This is a genomic window from Myxococcales bacterium (assembly GCA_016703425.1).
Taxonomy (GTDB): Bacteria; Myxococcota_A; Polyangia; order Polyangiales; family Polyangiaceae; genus JADJCA01.
In genome coordinates, this window is the sequence record JADJCA010000001.1 from 1,401,921 (window position 1) to 1,422,833 (window position 20,913).

The 20,913-nt window shown below is 67.4% G+C and carries 20 protein-coding genes and 2 pseudogenes; 10 read left to right on the plus strand and 12 right to left on the minus strand.

Features of this window, described 5'->3' with window-relative positions; all coding sequences use genetic code 11:
• Positions 1–38 precede the first annotated feature (38 nt).
• The 4 genes and pseudogenes from IPG50_06055 to IPG50_06070 form a co-directional block, all read right to left on the minus strand.
• The gene (locus IPG50_06055) at positions 39–1,097 is read right to left on the minus strand and encodes a nicotinamidase (protein MBK6691756.1); all 1,059 of its coding nucleotides are present in this window, start codon (positions 1,095–1,097) and stop codon (positions 39–41) included.
• A 25-nt stretch (positions 1,098–1,122) separates the two neighbouring features.
• Positions 1,123–3,054 (minus strand): hypothetical protein, encoded by a 1,932-nt coding sequence (locus tag IPG50_06060; protein MBK6691757.1) that lies wholly within the window; start codon positions 3,052–3,054, stop codon positions 1,123–1,125.
• Between the two features lie 17 nt (positions 3,055–3,071).
• Positions 3,072–3,914 carry a protein phosphatase 2C domain-containing protein gene (locus IPG50_06065; protein ID MBK6691758.1) on the minus strand — a complete coding sequence of 281 codons (843 nt, stop codon included), beginning with the start codon at positions 3,912–3,914 and terminating at the stop codon, positions 3,072–3,074.
• A 69-nt stretch (positions 3,915–3,983) separates the two neighbouring features.
• Positions 3,984–5,352 (minus strand): annotated as a pseudogene (locus tag IPG50_06070) (nicotinate phosphoribosyltransferase).
• A 157-nt stretch (positions 5,353–5,509) separates the two neighbouring features.
• Here IPG50_06070 and IPG50_06075 point away from each other — a divergent pair.
• From IPG50_06075 to IPG50_06085, 3 genes are all read left to right on the plus strand, one after another.
• Positions 5,510–6,535, plus strand: a complete 1,026-nt coding sequence (locus IPG50_06075; GenBank protein MBK6691759.1) for a PA0069 family radical SAM protein — start codon at positions 5,510–5,512, stop codon at positions 6,533–6,535.
• 88 nt (positions 6,536–6,623) lie between these two features.
• A complete protein-coding gene (locus IPG50_06080) occupies positions 6,624–8,612 on the plus strand; it encodes a M1 family metallopeptidase (protein MBK6691760.1) in 1,989 nt (662 codons plus the stop codon).
• The gene (locus tag IPG50_06085) at positions 8,609–9,457 is read left to right on the plus strand and encodes a hypothetical protein (GenBank protein MBK6691761.1); all 849 of its coding nucleotides are present in this window, start codon (positions 8,609–8,611) and stop codon (positions 9,455–9,457) included. Before IPG50_06080 ends, IPG50_06085 begins: the two co-directional genes overlap by 4 nt.
• A gap of 27 nt (positions 9,458–9,484) precedes the next feature.
• Here IPG50_06085 and glgA read toward each other — a convergent pair whose 3' ends face one another.
• Entirely contained in the window at positions 9,485–10,927 is a 1,443-nt protein-coding gene (glgA, locus tag IPG50_06090) for a glycogen synthase GlgA (protein MBK6691762.1), read from the minus strand.
• A gap of 19 nt (positions 10,928–10,946) precedes the next feature.
• On the opposite strand from glgA, the gene IPG50_06095 reads away from it, so the two are divergent.
• The 4 genes from IPG50_06095 (at position 10,947) to IPG50_06110 (ending at position 13,694) form a co-directional block, all read left to right on the plus strand.
• Positions 10,947–12,038 (plus strand): RluA family pseudouridine synthase, encoded by a 1,092-nt coding sequence (locus IPG50_06095; GenBank protein MBK6691763.1) that lies wholly within the window; start codon positions 10,947–10,949, stop codon positions 12,036–12,038.
• 309 nt (positions 12,039–12,347) lie between these two features.
• Positions 12,348–12,683: a four helix bundle protein gene (locus IPG50_06100; protein MBK6691764.1), complete on the plus strand. Its 336-nt coding sequence runs from the start codon at positions 12,348–12,350 to the stop codon at positions 12,681–12,683.
• Between the two features lie 245 nt (positions 12,684–12,928).
• Positions 12,929–13,237: a DUF1963 domain-containing protein gene (locus IPG50_06105; GenBank protein MBK6691765.1), complete on the plus strand. Its 309-nt coding sequence runs from the start codon at positions 12,929–12,931 to the stop codon at positions 13,235–13,237.
• A gap of 103 nt (positions 13,238–13,340) precedes the next feature.
• Complete coding sequence (locus IPG50_06110; protein MBK6691766.1) at positions 13,341–13,694, plus strand: hypothetical protein; 354 nt, start codon at positions 13,341–13,343, stop codon at positions 13,692–13,694.
• A 122-nt stretch (positions 13,695–13,816) separates the two neighbouring features.
• Here IPG50_06110 and IPG50_06115 read toward each other — a convergent pair whose 3' ends face one another.
• Both IPG50_06115 and IPG50_06120 read right to left on the minus strand, forming a co-directional pair.
• Positions 13,817–14,359, minus strand: coding sequence for a D-alanyl-D-alanine carboxypeptidase family protein (locus tag IPG50_06115; protein ID MBK6691767.1), 543 nt, complete (start codon positions 14,357–14,359; stop codon positions 13,817–13,819).
• An 81-nt stretch (positions 14,360–14,440) separates the two neighbouring features.
• The gene (locus IPG50_06120) at positions 14,441–15,070 is read right to left on the minus strand and encodes a hypothetical protein (protein MBK6691768.1); all 630 of its coding nucleotides are present in this window, start codon (positions 15,068–15,070) and stop codon (positions 14,441–14,443) included.
• Positions 15,071–15,346: 276 nt separating this feature from the next.
• On the opposite strand from IPG50_06120, the gene IPG50_06125 reads away from it, so the two are divergent.
• From IPG50_06125 to IPG50_06135, 3 genes are all read left to right on the plus strand, one after another.
• Positions 15,347–15,958 carry a Yae1 family protein gene (locus tag IPG50_06125; GenBank protein MBK6691769.1) on the plus strand — a complete coding sequence of 204 codons (612 nt, stop codon included), beginning with the start codon at positions 15,347–15,349 and terminating at the stop codon, positions 15,956–15,958.
• 83 nt (positions 15,959–16,041) lie between these two features.
• Positions 16,042–16,650 (plus strand): hypothetical protein, encoded by a 609-nt coding sequence (locus IPG50_06130; protein MBK6691770.1) that lies wholly within the window; start codon positions 16,042–16,044, stop codon positions 16,648–16,650.
• A gap of 229 nt (positions 16,651–16,879) precedes the next feature.
• Positions 16,880–17,446 carry a Uma2 family endonuclease gene (locus IPG50_06135; protein ID MBK6691771.1) on the plus strand — a complete coding sequence of 189 codons (567 nt, stop codon included), beginning with the start codon at positions 16,880–16,882 and terminating at the stop codon, positions 17,444–17,446.
• Positions 17,447–17,625: 179 nt separating this feature from the next.
• Here the strand turns inward: IPG50_06135 and IPG50_06140 are convergent, their stop codons facing one another.
• The 5 genes and pseudogenes from IPG50_06140 to IPG50_06160 all read right to left on the minus strand — a co-directional run bounded on the left by IPG50_06140 (position 17,626) and on the right by IPG50_06160 (position 20,261).
• Positions 17,626–18,093: a type II toxin-antitoxin system MqsA family antitoxin gene (locus IPG50_06140; GenBank protein ID MBK6691772.1), complete on the minus strand. Its 468-nt coding sequence runs from the start codon at positions 18,091–18,093 to the stop codon at positions 17,626–17,628.
• A complete protein-coding gene (locus IPG50_06145; protein ID MBK6691773.1) occupies positions 18,074–18,400 on the minus strand; it encodes a type II toxin-antitoxin system MqsR family toxin in 327 nt (108 codons plus the stop codon). The genes IPG50_06140 and IPG50_06145 overlap by 20 nt, the downstream gene beginning before the upstream one ends.
• A gap of 389 nt (positions 18,401–18,789) precedes the next feature.
• Positions 18,790–19,026, minus strand: coding sequence for a DUF433 domain-containing protein (locus IPG50_06150; protein MBK6691774.1), 237 nt, complete (start codon positions 19,024–19,026; stop codon positions 18,790–18,792).
• Positions 19,027–19,703: 677 nt separating this feature from the next.
• Positions 19,704–20,135 carry a hypothetical protein gene (locus IPG50_06155; GenBank protein ID MBK6691775.1) on the minus strand — a complete coding sequence of 144 codons (432 nt, stop codon included), beginning with the start codon at positions 20,133–20,135 and terminating at the stop codon, positions 19,704–19,706.
• A gap of 69 nt (positions 20,136–20,204) precedes the next feature.
• Positions 20,205–20,261, minus strand: a pseudogene (locus IPG50_06160) (hypothetical protein).
• Positions 20,262–20,913: the final 652 nt, after the last annotated feature.

Here is a 20,913-nt window from a genome sequence, read left to right on the forward strand (position 1 = left end):
AAACTCTCCTTTCCAGCTTCTTCGTTTGCGTCGTCCTCTCAGCGCATGCCGGGCCATTGGTCGATGTCGTCGGTGGACTTGACGACGTGCATCCCGGCGTCGATGAACCGGCGCTTCGCGGCGTCCGCCTGCGGCGTGAAGTCGGCCACGAAGCCGCCCTTGCCGTCGGGGACGGTCACCGACGACATGCAGTCCTCGAGGATGTAGACCTTCTTCGCGAGCGCTTTGTCTTGCGACACGATCTCGTCGAGCAGGTCATCGATGGAGCTCTTGACGCAGTGGCTCGCCGCCTGACCGGCGATGATCACGGCGTCGGCCGCCAAGAGCGTCTTCAAGAACGCGGTGTTCCTTTGCGCGAGCGGCTGCCCGTCGTGCCGCGTGAGCACCTCGGGTCGCATGATGGAGTAGTTCTCCGTGAGCGCGTTGCCGCCCTTCACCTCGACCCAAGACTGGGTGCCGCGAAGGAACGAATGAAACATGCGCGCCTCGTGGATAACGCCCGCGAGCGCGTGCCCGTCGCTCCCGAGGATGCAGTGGTGCGGCCAGAGGTAGAGCTTGTACTTCCCTGCCCTCTCGAGCTCGGCGCAGTAGTACCGGGCTTGCTGGAGGAGCCAGGTGTAGTTGCCGTTGCACAGCCAGGCCGCCACGCTCGGGTTGGGGCGCACCTCCCCGCGATCGATGTCGTCGGTCGTGATCTCTCGAAACGGCTGGAGCGGCGCGTCGTTCTTGTCGACCCAGAACGAGGGAAAGAAGACCTGATACGCGAAGTGGGTGTCGAGCGTGGCCGTCACGTTGGTGAGCACGCCGGCATTCCGGTAGATGAACTCGGCGGTCCGCCGGTTGTCGTCGAGCGCTCCCCTGCCGCTTCGCCCTGCGACGTAGAGCGAGCCCTCCGGGAAGCAGAAGTCCTTCTGCACGTCGATGAGCAGAAGGTGCACGTTCTTGGCATCACTTGCGGCGGGCGTGACTTGGTGCCGCTTCTTCGTGGTCGCCGCCTCGGCGAAGAGGCGCCCCTGGTCGGGCCGGTAGGCGAAGGCCTCGGCGTTTTTTGGATCAAAAAAGGCGGGCAGCGGCAGGTTTTTGGCTTGTGCGGTCATGGAACCAACTCTCCTCTCCTGTGAACTACTTCATCTCGAGGCGAACGATCGTGCGTCGCGACGCCACGAAGATCCCTTGCCGTGAGGCGTGGAGCCCCGAGGCGGCATCGACGTACGGCTCCGTATCGGGAAACTCGCGAGCCTTCTTGATGCCGCCGGCCTCGATCTCGAGCCTGACGATGCCGGCGTCGGTGGGCGCGAAGAGCGCCCCACCAACGGCCGAGAACCCCGTGAGAGAGCCCAAGAACGTGCCGTCGCCAGGTTCGCCCTCCGCCGTCGCGAGCAGCTCACCGCGCCGTGAGTACACGAGGCAAACGTGGCGGAGGCGGCCGGCATGTTTGAGGCCGAGGAAGAGCCAGGCGTGCGTCTCCGAGATCGCGCCGGAAGCCGCGACGAGCTCACCGGGAAGCGGCGGCACCTTGAGGCCGTCGTTGATCCCCTTGCGCTCGACGTCGAACACGAAGAACCGGCAGAGGCCGCCGGCCCGATAGAAGCCAGCACCGAACGTCGACCCCAACCAAAACTGCGTCTGGTTTGGCAACACGTCACCGATGAGCTCGGTCGCGGCCTCGTCGAAGCGCGACGGCGCCAACGAGAGCAGCCGGCCCTGATCCACCCAGACGCACTTCGCGCCGTGAGTCTCGAAGCGCGGGCCCATGGCGGTCGCGTCCACGGAGAGCCGCTGCGGCGATGCGCCGTCGCGAAGGCGGACGAGCTCGGTGTCGCGGGCCACCCACGTGTCTTCGCCGGCGACGCGAAATCGAAGCCGCGGGTCGAAGGGGCCCGACATGACGACACGACCGTCCTCGCGCCGGTAGGCGCCGGCTTCGTGGTGAACGACCACCAAGGCGCCGTCCACGAGCGCCACGTGCACGATGACGCCCGTCGTCTTGAAGATCTCCGTCGCCGTCACGACGCCCGAGGAGACGCGTGAGCCCGCGGCCGCCAGCGCCGCGAGCGGCGGAAGCTGCGTCGGTCGCGCGCAGCCGGGGCACAAGAGCCTCGCGTGCTCCAGGCCGCAGCGCGCACAAGCCGCGAAGGTGGTGCGCTCGAGCAGGGCGCGCGGAAAGATGCCGCGCTGATCGCGCTCGAAGACCGCGCGAAAGTGTTCGAGGAGCTCGTCCGGCAAGACGGCCACGGGGCGCGCGGGCTTCGGGTATTGAACGTCGGCGTCGAAGACGGTGACACGATGGAGGGGCCTCGCGCCGTGGGCCACGCGCCTCGTTGGGTCTTTCGGTCGGTGGACGCCGCCGTAGGGCCCGACGGAGAGGAGCGCCTGGAAGAGGAGCACGTTGAAGGCGTACCAATCGGCGTTCGAATCGAACGGTCGTCGCGGCTTGGGCGAAGAAGCCGCAGCGTCGCACAATAGCGGGTCCACGAAGCGCTCCGTGAAGACGGGGCAGAGGTACGGGCCGAACTGAAAGCTGTCGCAGTCAATGACGCGCGGCTCGCCGCCGGGCGTCACGAGCACGTTGAGGTCGTTGAAGTCGCCGACGACGACGGACCTCGCGTGCAGGCCAAGAAGCGTGTGATGCAATCCGCGGAAGACCCCGAGCAGCCAGTCGGAGGGCGTGACGGCGCGGCGGGCTGGCTCCGCGAGCGACATGAGCGAGGTCGAGCCCGCGACGAGCGGCATCACGTACCCCAAGACGCGCGCCCCCGTACGGTCGGTCGCGAGCGAGAGCGGAGCGACGACGGCGGCGGGGAGCGCGTTTGGAAACTCTCGCATCTTCCGCTGATGGAGCTCGATGCGCGCCTCCGCAGCCTGTTGCTCTTCCGGAAAGCCGTCGAAGTCGGGGTGCTCGGGCGACTTCCAGACCTTGACGACGCGCTGCGCGTCGAGCCCGAAGACATCGGCTTCGCCGCCCTTGCCGATGGACTTCGCGGGGTCGAGCTTGAAGGGACGGCCCTCGATGTAGACCTGATGCACCTGGGCTCGTCCTGCCGATGAGCCGATGGCGTGCGATGCTTGCGCTACCACGACAAGCCTCCCGCTTCTTCGGCGGCAAGCGCCCCGCCACGCCGAAGCACGACGAGCGTCGTGTCGTCGGCCAAGAGGGAGCCGCGGGGCCCCTTCAGTCTCGAAACGACGGCGAGACGTCGACGGACCATGTCGGGGTTCTTGAAGTAGCGCTCCTCCTCCCAAAACTGACGAAGCGGCCCGACGTGCCCGACGCGATGGGACGAGGCATCCGTGGCGACGTGCTCCGCGTTCATCAGGTCGACGACGCCATCGGTGCCGAGGAGCATCGACCGAAACGCGTCGGTGCGAAGGGACGCATGACGGCGAAACGGTCGTCGATTGCCGTCCACGAGTTCGTAGCCGAGGTAGGGCGGCTCGTTGTTGGCGAAAGGCCCCAGCACGTGGGGCTCCCCGTTGAGCACGAGGAGCCCGTCGCCAAGCGAGAACGGCGTCACGAGGCCCGCGCGCCCGTCGACCACGACGCCAACGACGGTGAACAAGAAGTGCTCGAGCACGACGCGCGCGAACTCCGTCGTGGCCATCGGCGCGCCGCTCATGGCCTCGGCGAGGCGACGCAGCTCGACCACGAGCCGTTCGTGCGCCACCATCAGCGCGACTTCCTCGGCGAGCCCTTCGCGGAGCGCGTCGAGTGCGAACTGGACGAGGAGGCGCGCCCCAAGCTGGGCGCCCACACCGCTGTGGCGCGCGCTGCCGCAACCGTCCGCGACGACGGCGACGAGGTGACCGTCCTCGGTGGAGCGCGCCCAGGCGAAGGCGTCCTGGTTGCTCTTGCCGGAGGCCACGTGCGCCTGGCCGACGACGCTGCCTCCCTGAATTTCGATCGCTTCGGCCATGAAAACTCCTTCGCGCTCGCGTCGCTCAGCGACGCCGCGTCATTCATCCAACGTGTGTGACGATTCTCTCTAGAGCGCGGAGAGCAGCTCAGCGCGCGCCTTGCGAAGTGGAGCCACGAGCAACTCCGTCGCTGGCGACAACGCCACCGCGTGCTGATTTGCGCCTGGTGGCGGTGGCGGTGGCGATGGCGGCAGACGCGAAACGTGCGGCGCCCCTCCGCTTAGGAGCTCATAGCCGGGAGGCGGCGCTTCGCCGGCTTGCCCGATCAGTCCAAGCGGCGCTCCGTCAGGCTGTCCCGGCAAGCGACGGAACACGACGGGCCGACCGGGCACGCTCTCTTTGCCGGAGCCCCCGCGAGGGTCTGCCGCTTCGTCTCCGAACTTCATGGTCGGCGTGCGCGCCGATTGGCTGAGTTTGTACACCGCCGCGACGCGATCGCGCGTGAGCGAGGTGCCGCTGGTCTTTGCGACCAAGTAGCCGCCGTAGCCGTAGAACTGCTCGTGCGATTGCCAGCCCACTTCGCGGCGAAGGTCTTCGAAGCGCTTCGTGAGGGGCGCGTCGAAGGAGTCTTCGAGGATCTGGACCGGACGAAGACCGAGCTCCTTGGCGCGGGCGATGGCGAACTTGTATTGCGCCTCCTTGTCGCCGGAGTCGTAGCGAATCGAATCGCCACGGGCGTTTTCCTCGGCCATGAGGCGCAGCGCGGAGGGAATGCCCGAACGCACCGTATCGAAGGTGTCGAGGAGGTAGCTCGAGCGACCGGGCCTTCGGTCGCGCATGGCGCGAAAGGCGGCCTCGTCATTGCCGAAACGTTGAACGTGTTCGTGGCCCATGGTGCCGACGGGCACGAGGCCCAGGACGCGCGCGCCAAAGACGTGGCTGGTCCGCGTGATGCCAACCGACTTCAGGGCCTCGAGGGCGAGCATGTGCTGGCGCTGGCACGTGGCCGCGTAGCGTGCGGAGGATGAGCTCTCGCTGCGCGTCGCAGGTGACCGTCGAGATCTCGCGCGCGAGCAAGTCGGGCTCGGTGACCGCGAGCGTCGCCACCTGAATGGCGTAGCTGAGCTGCAGTGCGAGCGGCTCGAGCCACGACACGAGCGCCGAGGGGCCCGTCACTGAGAAGACCGGCTCGCGGGGGAGAAACCACGTGCCCTTTGGCAAGGCGGTCACGGCGACCTTGCCGAGCGGTTCGGCGACCGCGGCCTTGAAGCCGCCGCCGACCTCGTAGTCCTGCGCCGCCAGGTAGGCAAAGTCACCGGTGTCGCTCGTGGGCATGAGGTCGCGAAGGAACGACTCGAGATCGAAGGGAACGACGGACGCGCCGTTCGGCCCAGGGCAGCGCCGGTGTGCGTAGTAGAACGTCTCTTGGCGGAGCGGCCAGCCGGCTTCCGCCATGCTGAACTTGTAACCGTCGGTTTCGAGCACGCTGGGCGACATGATCGGATCCTCTACCGAGAGGAGGCCCCGCCACCAGTGCGGAACCGCATCTTCGATACATCATACATATATGCGACTCGCATTGAAGTCAACCGTGGCTCGTGAATTTAGCTCCCGTTAGTTCGTACCTGCACATGCGATCAGGTATCGTTGGGCCATGCGAGCGCTGCCCGTCCTCAACCCGCCCTCTCGTTTTCTGGCCTCCGAGCTCCACTACGAAGACGGCGAGGCGCCCACCCAGAGCCTCGACGTCTACGAGGACCACTCGCGCCAGATCCTCTCGAAGAACGACAGCCCCGACGTCCCGTTCTCGTTCAGCGTGAATCCGTATCGCGGGTGCATGCACGCCTGCGCGTACTGCTACGCCCGCCCGACCCACGAGTACCTGAGCTTCGGCGCCGGCACCGACTTCGACCGCAAGCTCCTCGTCAAGCCGCATGCGGCCGAGCTCTTGCGCGAGGCGTTTCACAAACCGACGTGGCGTGGCGAGCCCGTGGCGATGAGCGGCGTCACCGATTGCTACCAGCCGCTCGAGGCCAAGTATCAACTGACGCGCGCCCTCATCGAGGTGTGTGTGGAGTACCAAAACCCGTTTCTCATCGTCACCAAGTCGCCGCTCATCGAACGCGACATCGATTTGCTCGCGGCGGCGGCGGAGCGCATCGACGTGCGCGTCGCCATGAGCATCCCGATCCTCGAGCGCGCCGTTGGCAAGGCGCTCGAGCCCGGCGTTCCTCCCGCCGAGCGGCGCTTCCGCACCATCGAACGCTTGGCCGCGGCGAAGGTGCCGGTGGGGGTTCTTGTGGCGCCGATCATCCCAGGTCTGACGGACGACGACGCGCCGAGGATCCTCGAGGCGGCGCGAGCAGCCGGCGCGCGCTTCGCGGGGCGCGTCATGTTGCGCCTGCCGGGCTCCGCCAAGGACGTCTTCCTCGAGCGATTGCGGAGGGAGCTTCCGGCGCAAGCCGAGCGCGTCATCGCTCGCATCAAGGAGGTGCGCGGCGGCCGCATGAACGACTCGACCTTTGGCCGTCGCGGCCAAGGCGAAGGGCCCTACGCCGAGAGCGTGGCGGCGCTCTTCGACACCACCGCCAAACGGCTCGGCTACGAAGAGCTGCCTCCGCCGAGAGCGACCTTCGAGCGCCCCCTCGCCCGCGGGCCGCAACTGGCGCTGTTTCGCTGAGCTCGATGGGCACGGGCGATTGGCGAGGGCGCTTCCGAGGAGCGCATGAACGGTCCTGTGTCGCCACGATTTGCGATAGAACGTGCCGATGCGTCGCGCGGCACTCTGCCTTCTCTTGGCTTGCTCCGGAGAGCCGGTTCGGGCCACGAGCGATCGGGGGACGCCACCGGTTACGACGGCGGTCCCGACAGAGGCCGCCCCCACCACGACGCCGACGGCCGGTGCGCCGCTCGATCGCCCCCGAAGCATCGTCGACTACAAGCTCACGGCTCGCCTCGACCCTGCGGCGCACACCATCAAGGGCGCCGGCTCGCTCACCTGGACGAACACGAGCGCTCGCAGCGTGAGCGAACTCTACTTCCACCTGTACCTCAACGCCTTCAAGAACCAGCGCAGCGTCTTTTTGCGGGAGCCGCTGGGGCCCGGTCGCGGCGGCAACGCCGTCACCGATTGGGGCGCCATCGACGTGAAGAAGCTCGTCTTGCGCGAAGGCAACGTGGATCTCTGGCCGAAGGCCGAGACGAAGCGCGACGGCGACGAGGACGAGACCGACGCCAAGGTCCCGTTGCCGCGCGCCGTGCTCCCCGGCGAGACCATCACGCTCGACATGGAGTGGGAGGACAAGCTCCCGAGCGTCGTCGAGCGAACGGGCTACCACGGGAGCTTCCACTTCGCCGGGCAGTGGTTTCCCAAGATCGCGCGGCTCGAAGCCGACGGCACCTGGGCTCACTTTCCCTTCCATCGCCTGAGCGAGTTTTACGCCGACTTCGGCTCCTACGAAGTGACCCTCGACGTGCCCGAGGCTTTCGTCGTCGGGGCGACAGGGCCGAAGGTCGAGGAGCGAACGGAAGGCGGCCGCCGCATCGTCAAGCACGCTCAAGCGGACGTGCACGACTTCGCCTGGACCGCGTGGGACAGGTTCGTCGTGCGCGAGGAGAACATCGGCGGCGTCGCTGTGCGCGCCCTCTTTCCGCCGGGCTACGAGGCCGTGGCCACGCGCGAGGTCGACGTGATGCGCAAGACGCTCCCGCATTTCGCGGAGCGCTACGGGCCGTACCCCTACCGCGTGCTCACGATCGTGCACCCGCCGTGGGGAGCCGGGGAGGCGGGCGGCATGGAGTACCCGACGCTCATCACAGCGGGCGGGCCGTTTTGGCTGCCGGAGGCGCTCCGCGCCACCGAGGCCGTCACCGTACACGAGTTCGGCCACCAATATTTTTACGGCCTCTTCGCCTCCAACGAGAACCTCTACCCGTTCCTCGACGAGGGCCTGAACTCGTACGCGGAGCACGAGGCCATGGGCGCCTTCTTCGGCGCCGGCTCCTCGTTCTCCGCCCTCGGCTTGGAAATCAACGGAGCCGCCATCACGGCGTCCTTCTCCGACGATGGCTCGCTCGTGCAGCCGGTCGCCATCGCGGCGCCAGAGTTCGTCACGTCGCGCTTCTACGGGCGCCTCGTCTACGTGCGAACGGCGGCGGTGCTCGAGACGTTCCGTCGCGTCTACGGCGACGAGACGATGCGGCGCTTCTTCCGCGACTACGCCCAAACGGCGCGCTTCCGGCACCCGCGGCCCGACGATCTCTTCGCCGCCGTGGAGCGAGCGTTCGGCGCGGACGGAGCCAAGTCCATCCGCACCGCGCTCGCCGAAAAGGGATGGGTCGACTACCAAGTCCTCGACGTCGCGACGCGACGTTCGGCCGCACCGCTCGGCATGTTCGATCGCAACGGGAAGCGCGAGACGGTCTCCGGCGGCAACCAAACGGACGGATTCGACAGCACGGTCCTCGTGGCGAAGAAGGGCACGCTCACCTTCCCCATCGACATCGACGTCATCTTCGAAGGGGGCGCCACGGAGCGCGTGCGCTGGGACGCCCAGACCGACACGAAGCGTTTCTGGTTCAAGAACGCGCGCCCCGTGCGCATGGTCTCGATGGACCCGGAGCGACGCGTGCTCCTCGACCGAAACCCACGGAACAACTTCGCGCTGGCGCCGGACGGCAAGCGCGCCTCGGCGGCGCTCTCCTTTGAGCGACTCCTCTTTTGGGCTCAGACCTTCACCTCGTTGGTCACGCCGTGACCGAGCTCGCCCTGAAGCCGCCTCACGCCGTCCGCGCGCGCAAACACGCGGGCCTCATCGGCTCGTTGTGGCTCCTGCGCGCCGCCACCTCGCTCGTCATCGTTTGGCCTTTGACGAGCGTCATTCGCGCCGTCTATGGCGCGCACCCGAAGGGCGACGCCGTCCTCTTCGAGCCGGGGGCCGAAGCGCTCGTTGATTTCGTCGCGCGGGACTTGCCCTCGTACGCGCCCGCACTCACGGCGCACGTCGTCGTTGTCTTTCCGCTCGTCTTCGCGCTCCACGCTCTTTGTTCGGGCGCTGCCGTCGTGGTGCTCTCGAGAGAGGGCTCACCGGCCGCACGAAGGCGCGCTGGCATCGCGCAAGCGACTCCGCACGCGATCCCCCTCTTGGCGCAGAGCTTCGCCACGCTGATCTTAGAGGTGCTCGCGCTCGTCCTTGCGGGCATCGCCTACGGCGTCGCGTCCACGGCCTTCGAGGGCCGCGGCCTTCCCTTCGCGGAGCGCGCAGGCGTCCTCGCGGCGCTGCCGGCCCTTTGCCTCATCCCCTACTTCGAAGCGGCGCGCGACGCGTCGGCGATCGCGCTCCTGAACGCCGGCGCGACGCCGATCGTTGGGTTCCTTCGCGCGCACCTCGCGGTGCTTAAGAGACCGCGCATCACGCTCGCGTTTGCGTGGCGCGCCTCCCTGAGCCTCGGTCTCGTTTTCGTGGCCTCCGAGCTCGCAACGCGTCTCGGCGGACGCGCGGGGGGCGCCTTCGTGGTGCTCTTCCTGGCGCACCAGGCGGTGGCCGCGGCGCGGACGGCGCTGCGGGTCTCGTGGCTCGCGGCGGCGATACGGCTCGCGTAGGCCGCGCTCCGACGCCGTTACCGCGCGTCAGACGGCGCGGAAGACCTGCTCGTATTGCCGCGCGGGGCGATCCCAACCGCGATCGAGGCGCATCACGCGTCGCATCAGCGCGTCCCATGACCGCAGGTGTCGCGCGGCGAGCGCGCGCTCGATGGCCGCGACGAGGTCATTGGGCGACTCCTCCGCGAAGACGAAGCCGGTGCCCGTCTCGAGCTTGGCGTCGCAATCGACGACGGTGTCGACGAGACCACCGGTCGCTCGCACCACCGGGAGCGCGCCGTAGCGTTGCGCGTAGAGCTGCACGAGACCGCAGGGCTCATGGTGGCTCGGCACGCAGATGAGATCGGCGCCGGCGAAGATGGAATGGACCAGGCTCTCGCTGGCTGCGCGCACGAAGACGACGCGCCCGTGAGACTTTTTGACCTCGGCCTCGATGCGCGCCACTTGCGCGTCGTCGCCTTCGCCGACCATGACGAAGGCCGCGTCGGTGGCGACGAGCAAGCGCGGAATCGCCGCCAGCAGCGTGTCGATGCCCTTCTGGTGGACGAGACGACCAACGAATCCGACGACCGGCACGGCCTCGCCAATGGAGAAGCCCAACGCCTGCCGGAGGGCGCCGCGGCAACGCTCGCGGGGCGCGATGTCGAGCGCGTCGTAACGCGCCGCGATGGACGGGTCGGTGGCGGGGTTCCACGCCGCGTAGTCGACGCCATTGACGATGCCGACGAGCTTCGCGCCGCGGGCGCGCAAGACGCCGTCGAGTCCGTGGCCACCTTCCGGCGTTTGGATCTCGCGCGCGTACGTCATGCTGACGGTCGTCACCGCGTCGGCCGACACGATGCCCTGCTTCAGGATGTTGACCTTGCCGTAGAACTCGGCGCCCTCGATGGTGAACGCGCTCTCGGGGAGGCCGAGATCGGCGAAGACCGCCTTGGGGAAGACGCCTTGGTGCGCCACGTTGTGGATCGTGAGAACGGTCTTCGGCAGCGGCTTGTCGGTCGCCGGGAGGGCCTTGAGGTAGGTCGCGACGAGCGCCGTCGGCCAATCGTGCATGTGCACCACGTCGACCTTCGCGCCGGCCTGCTGCCGCGTGCGAACGAGCTCGGCGACGGCGCGCGAGAAGGCCGCGAAGCGGAGGGCGTTGTCGGGGTAGTCCTCGCCGCGCTCGCCGTAGACGGCGGGCCGATCGAAGAAGCCCGGCAGGTCGACGAGCACGAGGTCGACCTGCGAGGCGAGGCGACCGTCGAAGAGCGTGGCTTCGAAGGCGCGGCTGCCGAGCTCGAACTTGAGGGGCGTGAGGCGCCGCGCGAGCAAGAGGCCGCCGGCCTCGAAGCCAGCGAAGCGCGGCAGGACGAGGGTGACCGAGTGGCCGAGTCCTTTAAGGGCCTTCGCCAGGGCACCGCCAACGTCGGCGAGGCCGCCAACTTTGACGAACGGAGCAAGCTCAGTGGTCGCGATGAGGATTTCCATTGGCGGCGCCCCTTCTACCATGGAAAACCATCCAAATGAGCGGCAGGCGCCCTTGAGTCGAGTGAAGCCACCGAAAGGCGCGGTCTTGCCGCGCCCCGCCGAGGTCCTGGAGGGCGCCGTCGTCTCGGTCTTCCGCGTCCCCCCCGAGCAGGCGGGCCAACGGCTCGACGTCTTCCTTCAAAGCGAGCTCCGCCGAACCACGCGAACGCGTGCACAAAGCATCATTCGCCTGAGCGCCTTCGACGAGGCGGGGCGCCGCATGCGCCCGGGGCAGCGGCTGTCGTCGGAGCAGAAGGTCTTCTTGTGGCGCGCCGCCTGGGACGAGACGCCGGTGCCCACGGACGTGCCGGTGCTTTACGAGGATGACCACCTGCTGGCGATCGACAAGCCGGCGGGGCTGCCGGTGCACCCGACGGCGCGCTACCACAAGAACACGCTCATCAAGATCTTGGAGGGGGAGCGGCCGGGGCAGTTCCTCTCCCTAGGCCATCGACTCGACCGCGAGACGAGCGGCGTCATGCTCGTGTCGAAGACGCGCGAGTGCGACCGCGCGCTCAAGCGCGACCTCGAAGCGCGCGTGGGCATCGAGAAGCGCTACAAGGCCATCACGTGGGGCGTGCCGACGGATCCGGCGGGGCTTGGACGAACGGCCTTCCGCTTCGAGCAGAGCCTCGAGCTCGATCCAGACAATCCCATCGGCGTGAAGATGTGCCTCGGCAAGACGAGCGCCGCGCTGGAGGCGGCGACGCGGTTTGCCATCGTGGCCACGGCGTCGCGGGGGGATGCGCGGTACGCGCGCGTGGATTGCGATCTGGAGACGGGAAGGCAGCACCAGATACGCGTTCACTTGCAAGCGCTGGGGGCGCCTGTGGTGGGGGACAAGCTTTACGGGCCGGATGAGCACCTCTTCACGCGGGGGGCGGATGGAGAGCTGACGGCGGATGATCTGGTGGTGCTGGAGATCCCGCGGCACGCGCTGCACGCGGCGCGCTTGGAGCTGGCGCATCCGATGACGCGGGAGGCGCTCGTGATTGACGCGCCGTTTCCGAAGGAGCTTGAGGAGTTTTGGGGGGGGTTGGAGGTTGAGGGGGATGGAGGGGGGCGCGGGTAGAGGCGTGAGAGCGACCGCGACCAGCGACCAGCGACCTCGACCACGACCACGACCACGACCACGACCACGACCGCGACCGCGACCACGACCTCGACCGCGACCGCGAACCTCGAACCGCGACCTCGACCCTGCCGACCTGCGCACTCACGGTGAGGACTCACTCGCAAGCGCGTGCCGCCTAAGGGCGGCACTTTGCGCTTGCAGAGGAAGGAGCTTCTTCGCCCAACAGGCAACGCTTCGAAGGGACTCGCTCCGTCATGTTCGGTCACCTCCCCGGCCTGCGGCCGGGATTTGAGGAGGTGACCGAACATGACGGAACAATTCCCATTTCAGAAACTTGATGCCTATGCGGTCGCGAAGGCGATGGCGATGGCCGTGCACGGTGCGAAGATTTCGCATCGCGAGCTGCGGGATCAGGCCGAGCGCGCGAGCGTGAGCACCTTCCTTCAGCTCAGCGAAGGTTTGCCCAACGACGCGCCGGGCATGCGCCGCCGCTACTTCACGATCGCGCGCAACAGCCTCTGCGAGGTTGTGGCGGCCATCGACCTCGCGCTCGCGTTGGGGGCCATCGCAGAGGGGCGCGCGAGGGAGGTCCTTGCGGCGGCGCATCGGCTGCGGGGGATGCTCATCGCGCTCGCGAGGTAGGGTGCTTGGTAGTCGAGGCCTCCCTTGCGAGGCCTCGACCTAAGCCGACGGCCGCAGTCCTGGTCCTGGTCGCGGTCGCGGTCGCGGTCGTGGTCGTGGTCGTGGTCGATTCCCTCAACGACCATCAGCAGCAAGTCCACACCGCGACCGCGACCGCGACGCGCGCGCACCCGAAGTATGCTCTCGGACGACCGCCATGAATCAGCAAGACTTCGATCGCGTCATCGCCAATCTCCCGAGCCTGACTGCGCTCTACGAAGATCTGCCCTTCGACTTCGGGGTCTTGGACGCCGCAATCGACGATCCCGACGCGCTTTACGGACGCCCTTCGCCCGCCGCGCTGCAGGCACACCGACCACCTGCTGGGTTACCCCTCCCACTACAGTCTGGGCTACGACCCGACGCCGGGGCCCGAATGGGTGTCGCTGCTGACTCTCCATTCGCACGACGCACTCGAGTGGTGCTGGCAAGACGGCAACAAGCTCATGGTGTTCATCGAGCGTGAGCGACTCGCTGCTCGTGACTTCAGCGCATTGAAATGCGATGCGGGCTGACGCTCGAAGAGCGGAGCGGTTCGCAGGAGGAACCGGCGCCAAAGCCCGATGCCCGTCGACGCCCGCTGTTGCGGCCGTGCCCTCGCCGTAATAGGCGTCTCTCATGCGCTGGCTGACGTTCGCGGGTCTCTTCTTGGCTTCGGCGTGGCCAGCGGGGTGCGGAGGTCGAGTCGACGATCCAACGCCCTCGAGCCTCGCGGGCTCGAGCCGCTCGACCAACGTTCCCGCCGCCGGCGTCGGCTGCGCAGCCGCGTGCGATCGCTTCCGCGAGTGCACGGCCGCGCGCGAAGATCGCGACGCGTGCATCGCGGCCTGCGTGAAGGAGCTCCCTGAGGCCAGCGAGGCGCGGAGCTACGGGACCTGCATCGAGGCGCTCTCCTGTGATCAGATCGAGCGGGGCGTCAGCATGAACTGGGGCCCCATCGGCGAGTGCTGGTCGAAGGCCCGTAGGCGCTGAGCGCGCCCCATCGGCTCGACGTCGAGAGCCTCCGGGAACGAGGCAGGGAACGAGGCAGGCCCCACGGCTCCCCCGACGGTGTCCGTGCGCGGGAGCGGACCGGCTCGCGCCGGTCGAGCGGTTCAGTCGCAGGGGCCGGCGAGCGGTCCGCCCACGTATTCGTAGTGCCACGGCTCGCTGGGCACCGTGCGCTGCCAAGGCAAGCCTTCCTCGGCGATGAGGCGAGCGAGCTGCGATCGCTGGGCCGTCGCGAAGTCGAGAGCCGTGCCGCTCTGATGGTTCGAGTAGCCCGGGCGCGCCGCGAGGTTGCCGCCGTTGCAGCGCCCCGTCTGGTAGCAGCGCCAGAGGTACTCTTGCTCGCGCATCGTGCGAAAGCCGCTTTCGATGTGCACGTCGATGCCCCGAGCCGCGGCTCGCTTCTGAAGGGCGAGGAAGGCGTAGCCAGTGGTCTTCGTGACGGGCTCGTCGTCGATGAGCATGAGCTCCACGTCGCCGAGCGGCGCGCCATCCGAATACGCCGGCTCCGTCCCGTGCCCGCAGGTGAGGGTGCTCTCGAGCGCGCTTGCCGTGGCGCCGGTGCGGGCCTCATCGCGCGGGTCGGCGGAGCAGGCCGCCGCGAGACTGGCAGCGGCGATGACGGACCATTGAGATGTGCGCGGGAACATCTGCCGGCGAGTAAAGCCTGACATCCGCCGTCACGCACGCGGAGGAGCGTCTCAAACGGGACCCGAGTTCCCCTGCAAGGCTCAAATCGACACTGGATTCCGACAGCATCGGAGAAGCTCGCTTCGGGCTGCAGACGTCGGCCGAAGCGAGGGCGTCAGCCGAGGGAACCCGCGCAGGCCTTCTTGCGGATCTCGTTTGGTCAGGCACGTCTTGGTGTCGGAGTCGCAGCGGGTCTCGCACGCCGTCGTCGCCGCGGGATCGCAAGAAGCGCCGGCCTTGAGCCGGGCCGTGCATTTCTTGGTAGCGGAGTCGCAATAGGCGCTCGAGCCACACTCGAGGCCCGACCCGATGCAGGCGTCGCCGAGTGCTTTGACCACGAGCTTCTTGCACGCTTTGGTCTCGGGGTCGCACTGGAGCGTGGGGTCGACGCCGCACGATGCGTACGTGGTGTCGGCCTTCGGCACCACGCCACTGGTGATGCACGAGTCGCCCTCGGTCGGGGCCTTGAGCGCGATGCACACGCCTTCGTCGCTTGGGCCGGTCTCCTGGCGGAAACACGTGGACCGATACGCGCCCAGCGCGCAATCGCTCGACGACTTGCAGGACTGGCCGGGGGTCTTGTTGGCTCGAAGGATGCCCTCGCAATCCGGATCGTCATCCTCATCGAACGTGGACTTGCTGGGCGCACACGTGCTGACGGCGGCCGCCATCTTGGCGATGCAGTTGCCCGCCTTCTGCGCGTCGTAGACGTACTCGGGGTGCTCGGTGCGCTCCTTGTCGAGCTCTGCCTGGACGGCCGCGGCGCCTTGCTCACACGTCTTGAAGTCATCGGCGAAGCCATTCTGGGCACAACAAGGTTGGATGGCCGCGCAGAGCTTCTGGACGTGCCGGCGTGACCGCCATCGGTTCGCCCCCGCGCCGACTGGCGTGGGCGCACGGGCGAGCTATCTTCCGCCGCGCGAACAGGTCGCCATGCCGGAGGACTCATGAGCTTGGGGTACGTCTACAAGGACTTGGCCAACAAGTATGTGGCCCACGGCCACAAGGAGGGGCGGAAGGACGGACTCGAAGCTGGGCGCCAACAGGGCCTGCATGAAGGGCTCCAGAAGGGCCAAGCCGCCGCGTTGCTCGCCCTCCTTGCCGAGCGTGGCCTCACGCCCACGCCCGAAGAGCGCGCGCACATCGCTGCCTGCACCGATGAAACGCTGCTCGCGCGTTGGGTGCGGAGGGCCGTCACCGCTCCCAGCGTGGCAGACCTCTTCTGCCGCGTGGACGTCTCGGAAGCCATCCTGGCCGCCGTCGCCGAGGCCACTCGCACGACGCTCAAGGCGCTCATGGCGCAGAACAAGCACGGCTTTCCGGGCGCTCGTCTAGACGAGCAGGCCGACCAGCACCGCGCCGCGGGACGCGCCGCCGGCCGACGCGAGGCGCGCATCGAAGACATCGTGTCCGTCCTCGAGGCACAAGCCCTCCAGGTTTCGGCTGCGGACAGAGCTCGCATCGCAAGCTGCACCGATGACGCGACGCTCGTGCGCTGGCTGCGGCAGGCGGTCTTGGACGACGGCGAGTTCCCTGAAGCCTTGAGCAACGACCGCTAACCAATCCAGCTGACCAATCCAACTAACCAATCCAGCCAACCAATCCAACGCGTCGAGCGTTAGGCCGCTTGCCGGAGGGACTCATGATCGAGGGGTACGTCTTCAGAAGTGACTTCGCCAAGAAGCACCTGGCCCAAGGCCGCGAGAAAGGGCGGAAGGAGGGACTGCATGTCGGGCGCCAAGAGGGCATGCGTGAAGGGCTCCAAAAGGGCCAAGCCGCCGTGTTGCTCGCCATCCTCAACGAGCGTGGCCTAACGCCCACGCCCGAAGAGCGCGCGCACATCGCTGCGTGCACCGATGAAGCAGAGCTCACGCATTGGGTGCGGAGGGCCGTCACCGCTGCCAGCGTGGCAGACCTCTTCTGTCGCGTCCCGGTCTCGGAAGCGATCTTGGCCGCCATCACGGAGGCCAGCCGGACGGCGCTCGAGGCGCTCATGGCGCAAAACAACTACGGATTTCCCGGCGCCCTTCTCGAAGAGTTCGCCGACGAGCACCGCGCGGCGGGACACGCCGCCGGCCGACGCGAGGCGCGCATCGAAGACATCCTGACCGTCCTCGACGCGCGGAACCTCGAGCTTTCGGCTGCAGAGAAGGCTCGCATCACAAGCTGCACCGATGACGCGACCCTCGTGCGCTGGCTCGGGGAGGCGGCCCAGGCGGAAGAGATCAAGCACGTCTTCAACGATCCCTGACGACCTCGACCGCCATTGCCGCAAGCGCGTTGCTACCGCGGTGGCGTCATATCGAAGCGCTATGTCGAAGCGACCTGGGAAGACCGAGAAGATCAGATCTCTGTCGAAACGATGAAGGGATGGCTCGGTTTCCGGCTTGGCCATGAGCCTGAGCGTGGCGCGAAAGGGCGTCGCTATTCCGTCTAGGCAGCGGACGCTCAGGTGTCGCGTCGGGTGCTAGAGTACGAGCATGTCGAGCGCCGCAACTCGCCGGGCTACGTACGCCGACGTCCTGACCGCGCCCGAGCGCGTGGTCGCTGAGGTCGTCGGCGGCGTGCTCCACACGAGCCCGCGCCCCGGTCCACGGCATGCCGTCGCAGCAAGCTCCTTGGGGTCGGACTTGCACGGCGCCTTCCATCGCGGTCGCGGCGGCCCCGGTGGATGGATCATTCTCTTCGAGCCTGAGCTTCACCTTGGCGCCCAGCCCGACATCGTCGTGCCTGACGTGACGGGGTGGCGGCGCGAACGAATGAGCGACGTGCCCGACGAGCCTTACTTCACGCTTGCGCCGGATTGGGCATGCGAAGTCCTCTCGCCCGCGACGGAGGCCTTCGATCGCGGCGACAAGATGAACCTCTACGCACGCGAGGGGCTCGCCTACCTTTGGCTCGTGGCGCCGCGACCGCGGACGCTCGAGGCGTACCGGCTGCGAGACCTTCGCTGGGAGCGTCTGGGCGCGTGGTCCGACGAAGCGGTCGTGCGCGTGGAGCCTTTTGAGGCGATGGAGATTCGGCTGGAGGATCTCTGGCGGGTGTGAGTTGCCGCCGCCGATGTTCATGCCCTGCGGCGAGAGCACGTCCACGTCCAAGTCGGTCCCTCGTATCCGGTACCGGCATTGAAGATTGACATCGGGCGCGAGGCGACCGCTCGAGCAAAGCTGCCATGTAGACAGTCCACAATTCGTGGAATCGCGGGTCCCGTCGAGTCGCGAGCAGCTCACGCCGCGTGTTCGCGGAGGTAGTCGATGCTGCCCGGCAAGTCGCGAATCAGGCGGAGCAAGATGTCCATCGCCGCCGTCTGCACGTTTCTGCCGGACTCCCAGCGGGACACGGTGTTCGCGCCCAGCCGGAGCAGACGCGCCAGGTCGGCCTGCGTGAGGTTGAAGTGCTCTCGGATCGCGCGGATCGCGTCGGCCGAGAGCAGGCCGTGCTTCTTGCGGTAGCGCGCGATCGCATCTTCGCCGAGCCGCTTCGCGTCCTGGAAGCGCAGCATGACCTCCCCGCATTTCGGGCAGCTCAGGTGAGCCGCGGATGGGACCGCGATCTCGTCGCCGTTGACGGGCAGCCGCAGCGTGCCCCGCTTCTCCACCATCGGCGTCCCGCACGCCGGGCAGGCATCGTTGGCCAGGACGCGACCGCGGCGCGGAGACGTCTTGGTCTTGGCGCTAGGCGTCTTCTTCTTCATGACCAACACCCTCGTCCTCGTGGAACGAGACCACGATGCAGTCGTTCCGCAGCATGATCTTCACGTAGACGACCACTCCGGCGAGCGAGGGCTTGAAGAGGTACATCCACTCGCCGGTCGTCTCCGACTCCAGCCGGCCAGCCGAGTCTTCGTCCGCGAGCTTCTCCAAGACGTCGCACGCATCCTCTTCGTCCAGGCCGAACCCGAGCCCGACCAGCTCGCGCCGGGCCTTCAAGGTGAAGAGGACCTTGCGCGCCGTCGCGAGCTCTCGGACGCGCGTCAGGACTCTTGGCAACCAGCGTGGCATGTCGGAGCGCCATCACTATTTAGTGAATTATGCATATGGTTATCCGCCCGGTCAAGGCTGCTCGCCTGCGCGACCGCGAGGTCGTCGAGCTTCACTGCAAAGCGCCGCGACGACAGCAAGCGGCCCTGGCGTAGCGGAGAGAGAGAGCAGCACCTCGTGCTCGGGGAGACCATGCAGGATTCTTCGGCGGCGCTGAGGGAGAAGTTGCGTGGCCCAGCGAAGAAGGAAAAGCGGCAGCCTGAGGCTAAGCCTGAAGCCTGAGCAAGATTGGAGCGCGTCAGGGCGGGATGTCTTCGACGGTCTGATCCACCACCGTCAGCGCGTCGAAGCCGCGCGTCGGAGGAGCTCGCGGATCTCGACCGGCAGGTTCTCGTCGATCTTGAACGCGATCACGTCCCCGTTCCACGAAGCGGGATGAGCTGCTCGTGGGCGAGCTCCGCCGCGTACCGGAGGGCGGCGCGCACGTCATCCGCGACGAGCGAGGGGTAGCTCGCGGTGATCTCCGCCTCGGAGAGCCCGGCAGCGAGGTTGTCGAGCACGACGGAGACGGGGATCCGGGTGCCCTTGATGCAGACCTGACCGCCGAGGACACCAGGGTCGGAGACGATTCGATCACGCCAGCTCATGGCCCCACCTCGCGTTGGAAGGGTAGCACGGCGCACTCGTGGCGCAGTTCGCGGCAGGGCTGTCCCAGCACCTACTGCCTTCGTGAGAGACCATGCGGAACTCTTCGGCTGGGTCGCCGGAGAAGTTGCGTGGCCGGGCGAAGAAGAGAGCAGAAAAGGAAGGAAAGGCAGGCGGGAGGCTGAGGCGGAAGCCTGAGGCTGAGCAAGAGGGCTAAGCAAGAAGGCGGCGGCAGACGAGAAGCCAGAGCGGCCTCCAGGACCGAGCCCTCCGGGTACGTGGGTCGTCTCCACAACCGTCCCCTCGCTGTCGACCAGCAGCCTTCGAGGCGAGTCGAGATCGGTCACGACTCGACGAAGCGAACGAAACGGGGCCCATCCGACGGTTCATACTACGCGCGCGTATGGAGTCATCCGGGACTTGGAACTCCCACCCCGGCAGTAGAAATACCGCCCCCCACACGACGCTCGGGCGCGGGTCGCGGGCGAGGTCGTGGTCGCTCCTCACAGACGAGCCCCCCATTCCTCCAGCGCGCGACCAGTCGCAACACCTCCGCCGCCAGCGGAGGACGCGTCTGCAACGGCGAGACGAGCACCTCGTGCCGACGGAATCGTCTGGAAGATGCCTGCAAGAAGAAGGATGCGCTTCGTGTCGGGGCTACCCTCAACGCGCGAGTCATTCAGTGAGCGAGCGTCAACGCTGGCGGCGGCAAAGCCTGTCCGTACGTGTTGTCGCCCCAGCAGGCTACGGTACCGTCCGTTCGCGTGCCGCACGTGTAGCCATGAGCGGCTGCGACGTTCACGAAAGCCCCCGTCGGCGCTTGCGTCTCGCCGGACAGATCGAGCCCCCAACACGCGATCGAACCAGCGCCGCGGCGCGCACACGCGTGGGTGCCACCGTGCATCGAAACGTCACTGAAGGCCCCACCGGGCAAGTCCTTCACCCCACTGCCGGGGAGGGAGGGGTAGCTCCCCCAGCAAAAGAGCGTCTCATCCTTCTTCTTCCCGCATCCGACCCCGGAGCCCACGACGGCCGACGCGAACGTCCCAGTGGGCGGCAGGGGAACACCTGTGCTGAACTTGCTCCCGAAATGGGTAATCGCGCCGTCCACGCCCACCGCGCACGCCGCGCTGCTGCCGGCGCTAACTGAAACGTAGGGACCGCTGGACACTTCCGAAACACTGCCCCAGCAGACGACCGCTCGATCGGCGCGGAGCGCGCACGCAAAATTGTAGCCGAGGCTTTACCATCGTGTACGTGCCGGCGGGCGCTGCGTTGATGGCCGGATCGGCCCCCCAGCATGTCAACGTCTGGTTGGTTCCGATGGCACATCCGGCATCGTGCCCAACGCTCACGCTCATGAACGTGCCCTTGGGAGGGGTCACGGCGGGTCCTTTCCCCCAGCAAACAAGCGAGCCGTCTGTGAGAACTCCGCAGGTTGTCTTGTCGAAGCCGGAAAGCGTGGGTGCGTTGGTCGTCGATGTGGCGACTATTGCGAGCTGCGCTAGGTCTGCGTCCGTCGGCACGGCGTCCGATGCCTCACCTCCGTCAGCAACGACGGACGGACCTCCGTCACGCGGGTCGCCATTTCCAAGCCCCTGCGATGTGGCCGCACATGCCGAGAATGTCGACGAAAACAAGGCAAACGCGACGAGAGTCTTAGTTCCAACCTTGAACACGGCGGCGTACTAGCTCAAATTGGTGGCAGTGCATTCTAAATGTGAACTGCGCGATCGTCCCTTGCTCCGCGGCGGCAACAGCGAGTCCGCGAGCGTCGAGGATCGCGAGCAGATCCGCGACGCGGTGTCCGTGGTGTTTCTTGGCGAAATCGCTTTGAAACTCGCACTTGCGGATGTCCCTTCGTCGCGGGCGCCGCACCCGCCAGCTTG

Coding starts and splice junctions, on each gene's coding strand:
- IPG50_06055 (MBK6691756.1), bottom strand. CDS start 1,097: ATGACCGCACAAGCCAAAAACCTGCCGCTGCCCGCCTTTTTTGATCCA.
- IPG50_06065 (MBK6691758.1), bottom strand. CDS start 3,914: ATGGCCGAAGCGATCGAAATTCAGGGAGGCAGCGTCGTCGGCCAGGCG.
- IPG50_06075 (MBK6691759.1), top strand. CDS start 5,510: ATGCGAGCGCTGCCCGTCCTCAACCCGCCCTCTCGTTTTCTGGCCTCC.
- IPG50_06080 (MBK6691760.1), top strand. CDS start 6,624: ATGCGTCGCGCGGCACTCTGCCTTCTCTTGGCTTGCTCCGGAGAGCCG.
- glgA (MBK6691762.1), bottom strand. CDS start 10,927: ATGGAAATCCTCATCGCGACCACTGAGCTTGCTCCGTTCGTCAAAGTT.
- IPG50_06095 (MBK6691763.1), top strand. CDS start 10,947: ATGGAAAACCATCCAAATGAGCGGCAGGCGCCCTTGAGTCGAGTGAAG.
- IPG50_06100 (MBK6691764.1), top strand. CDS start 12,348: ATGACGGAACAATTCCCATTTCAGAAACTTGATGCCTATGCGGTCGCG.
- IPG50_06110 (MBK6691766.1), top strand. CDS start 13,341: ATGCGCTGGCTGACGTTCGCGGGTCTCTTCTTGGCTTCGGCGTGGCCA.
- IPG50_06115 (MBK6691767.1), bottom strand. CDS start 14,359: ATGTTCCCGCGCACATCTCAATGGTCCGTCATCGCCGCTGCCAGTCTC.
- IPG50_06120 (MBK6691768.1), bottom strand. CDS start 15,070: ATGGCGGCCGCCGTCAGCACGTGTGCGCCCAGCAAGTCCACGTTCGAT.
- IPG50_06125 (MBK6691769.1), top strand. CDS start 15,347: ATGAGCTTGGGGTACGTCTACAAGGACTTGGCCAACAAGTATGTGGCC.
- IPG50_06130 (MBK6691770.1), top strand. CDS start 16,042: ATGATCGAGGGGTACGTCTTCAGAAGTGACTTCGCCAAGAAGCACCTG.
- IPG50_06135 (MBK6691771.1), top strand. CDS start 16,880: ATGTCGAGCGCCGCAACTCGCCGGGCTACGTACGCCGACGTCCTGACC.
- IPG50_06140 (MBK6691772.1), bottom strand. CDS start 18,093: ATGAAGAAGAAGACGCCTAGCGCCAAGACCAAGACGTCTCCGCGCCGC.
- IPG50_06145 (MBK6691773.1), bottom strand. CDS start 18,400: ATGCCACGCTGGTTGCCAAGAGTCCTGACGCGCGTCCGAGAGCTCGCG.
- IPG50_06150 (MBK6691774.1), bottom strand. CDS start 19,026: ATGAGCTGGCGTGATCGAATCGTCTCCGACCCTGGTGTCCTCGGCGGT.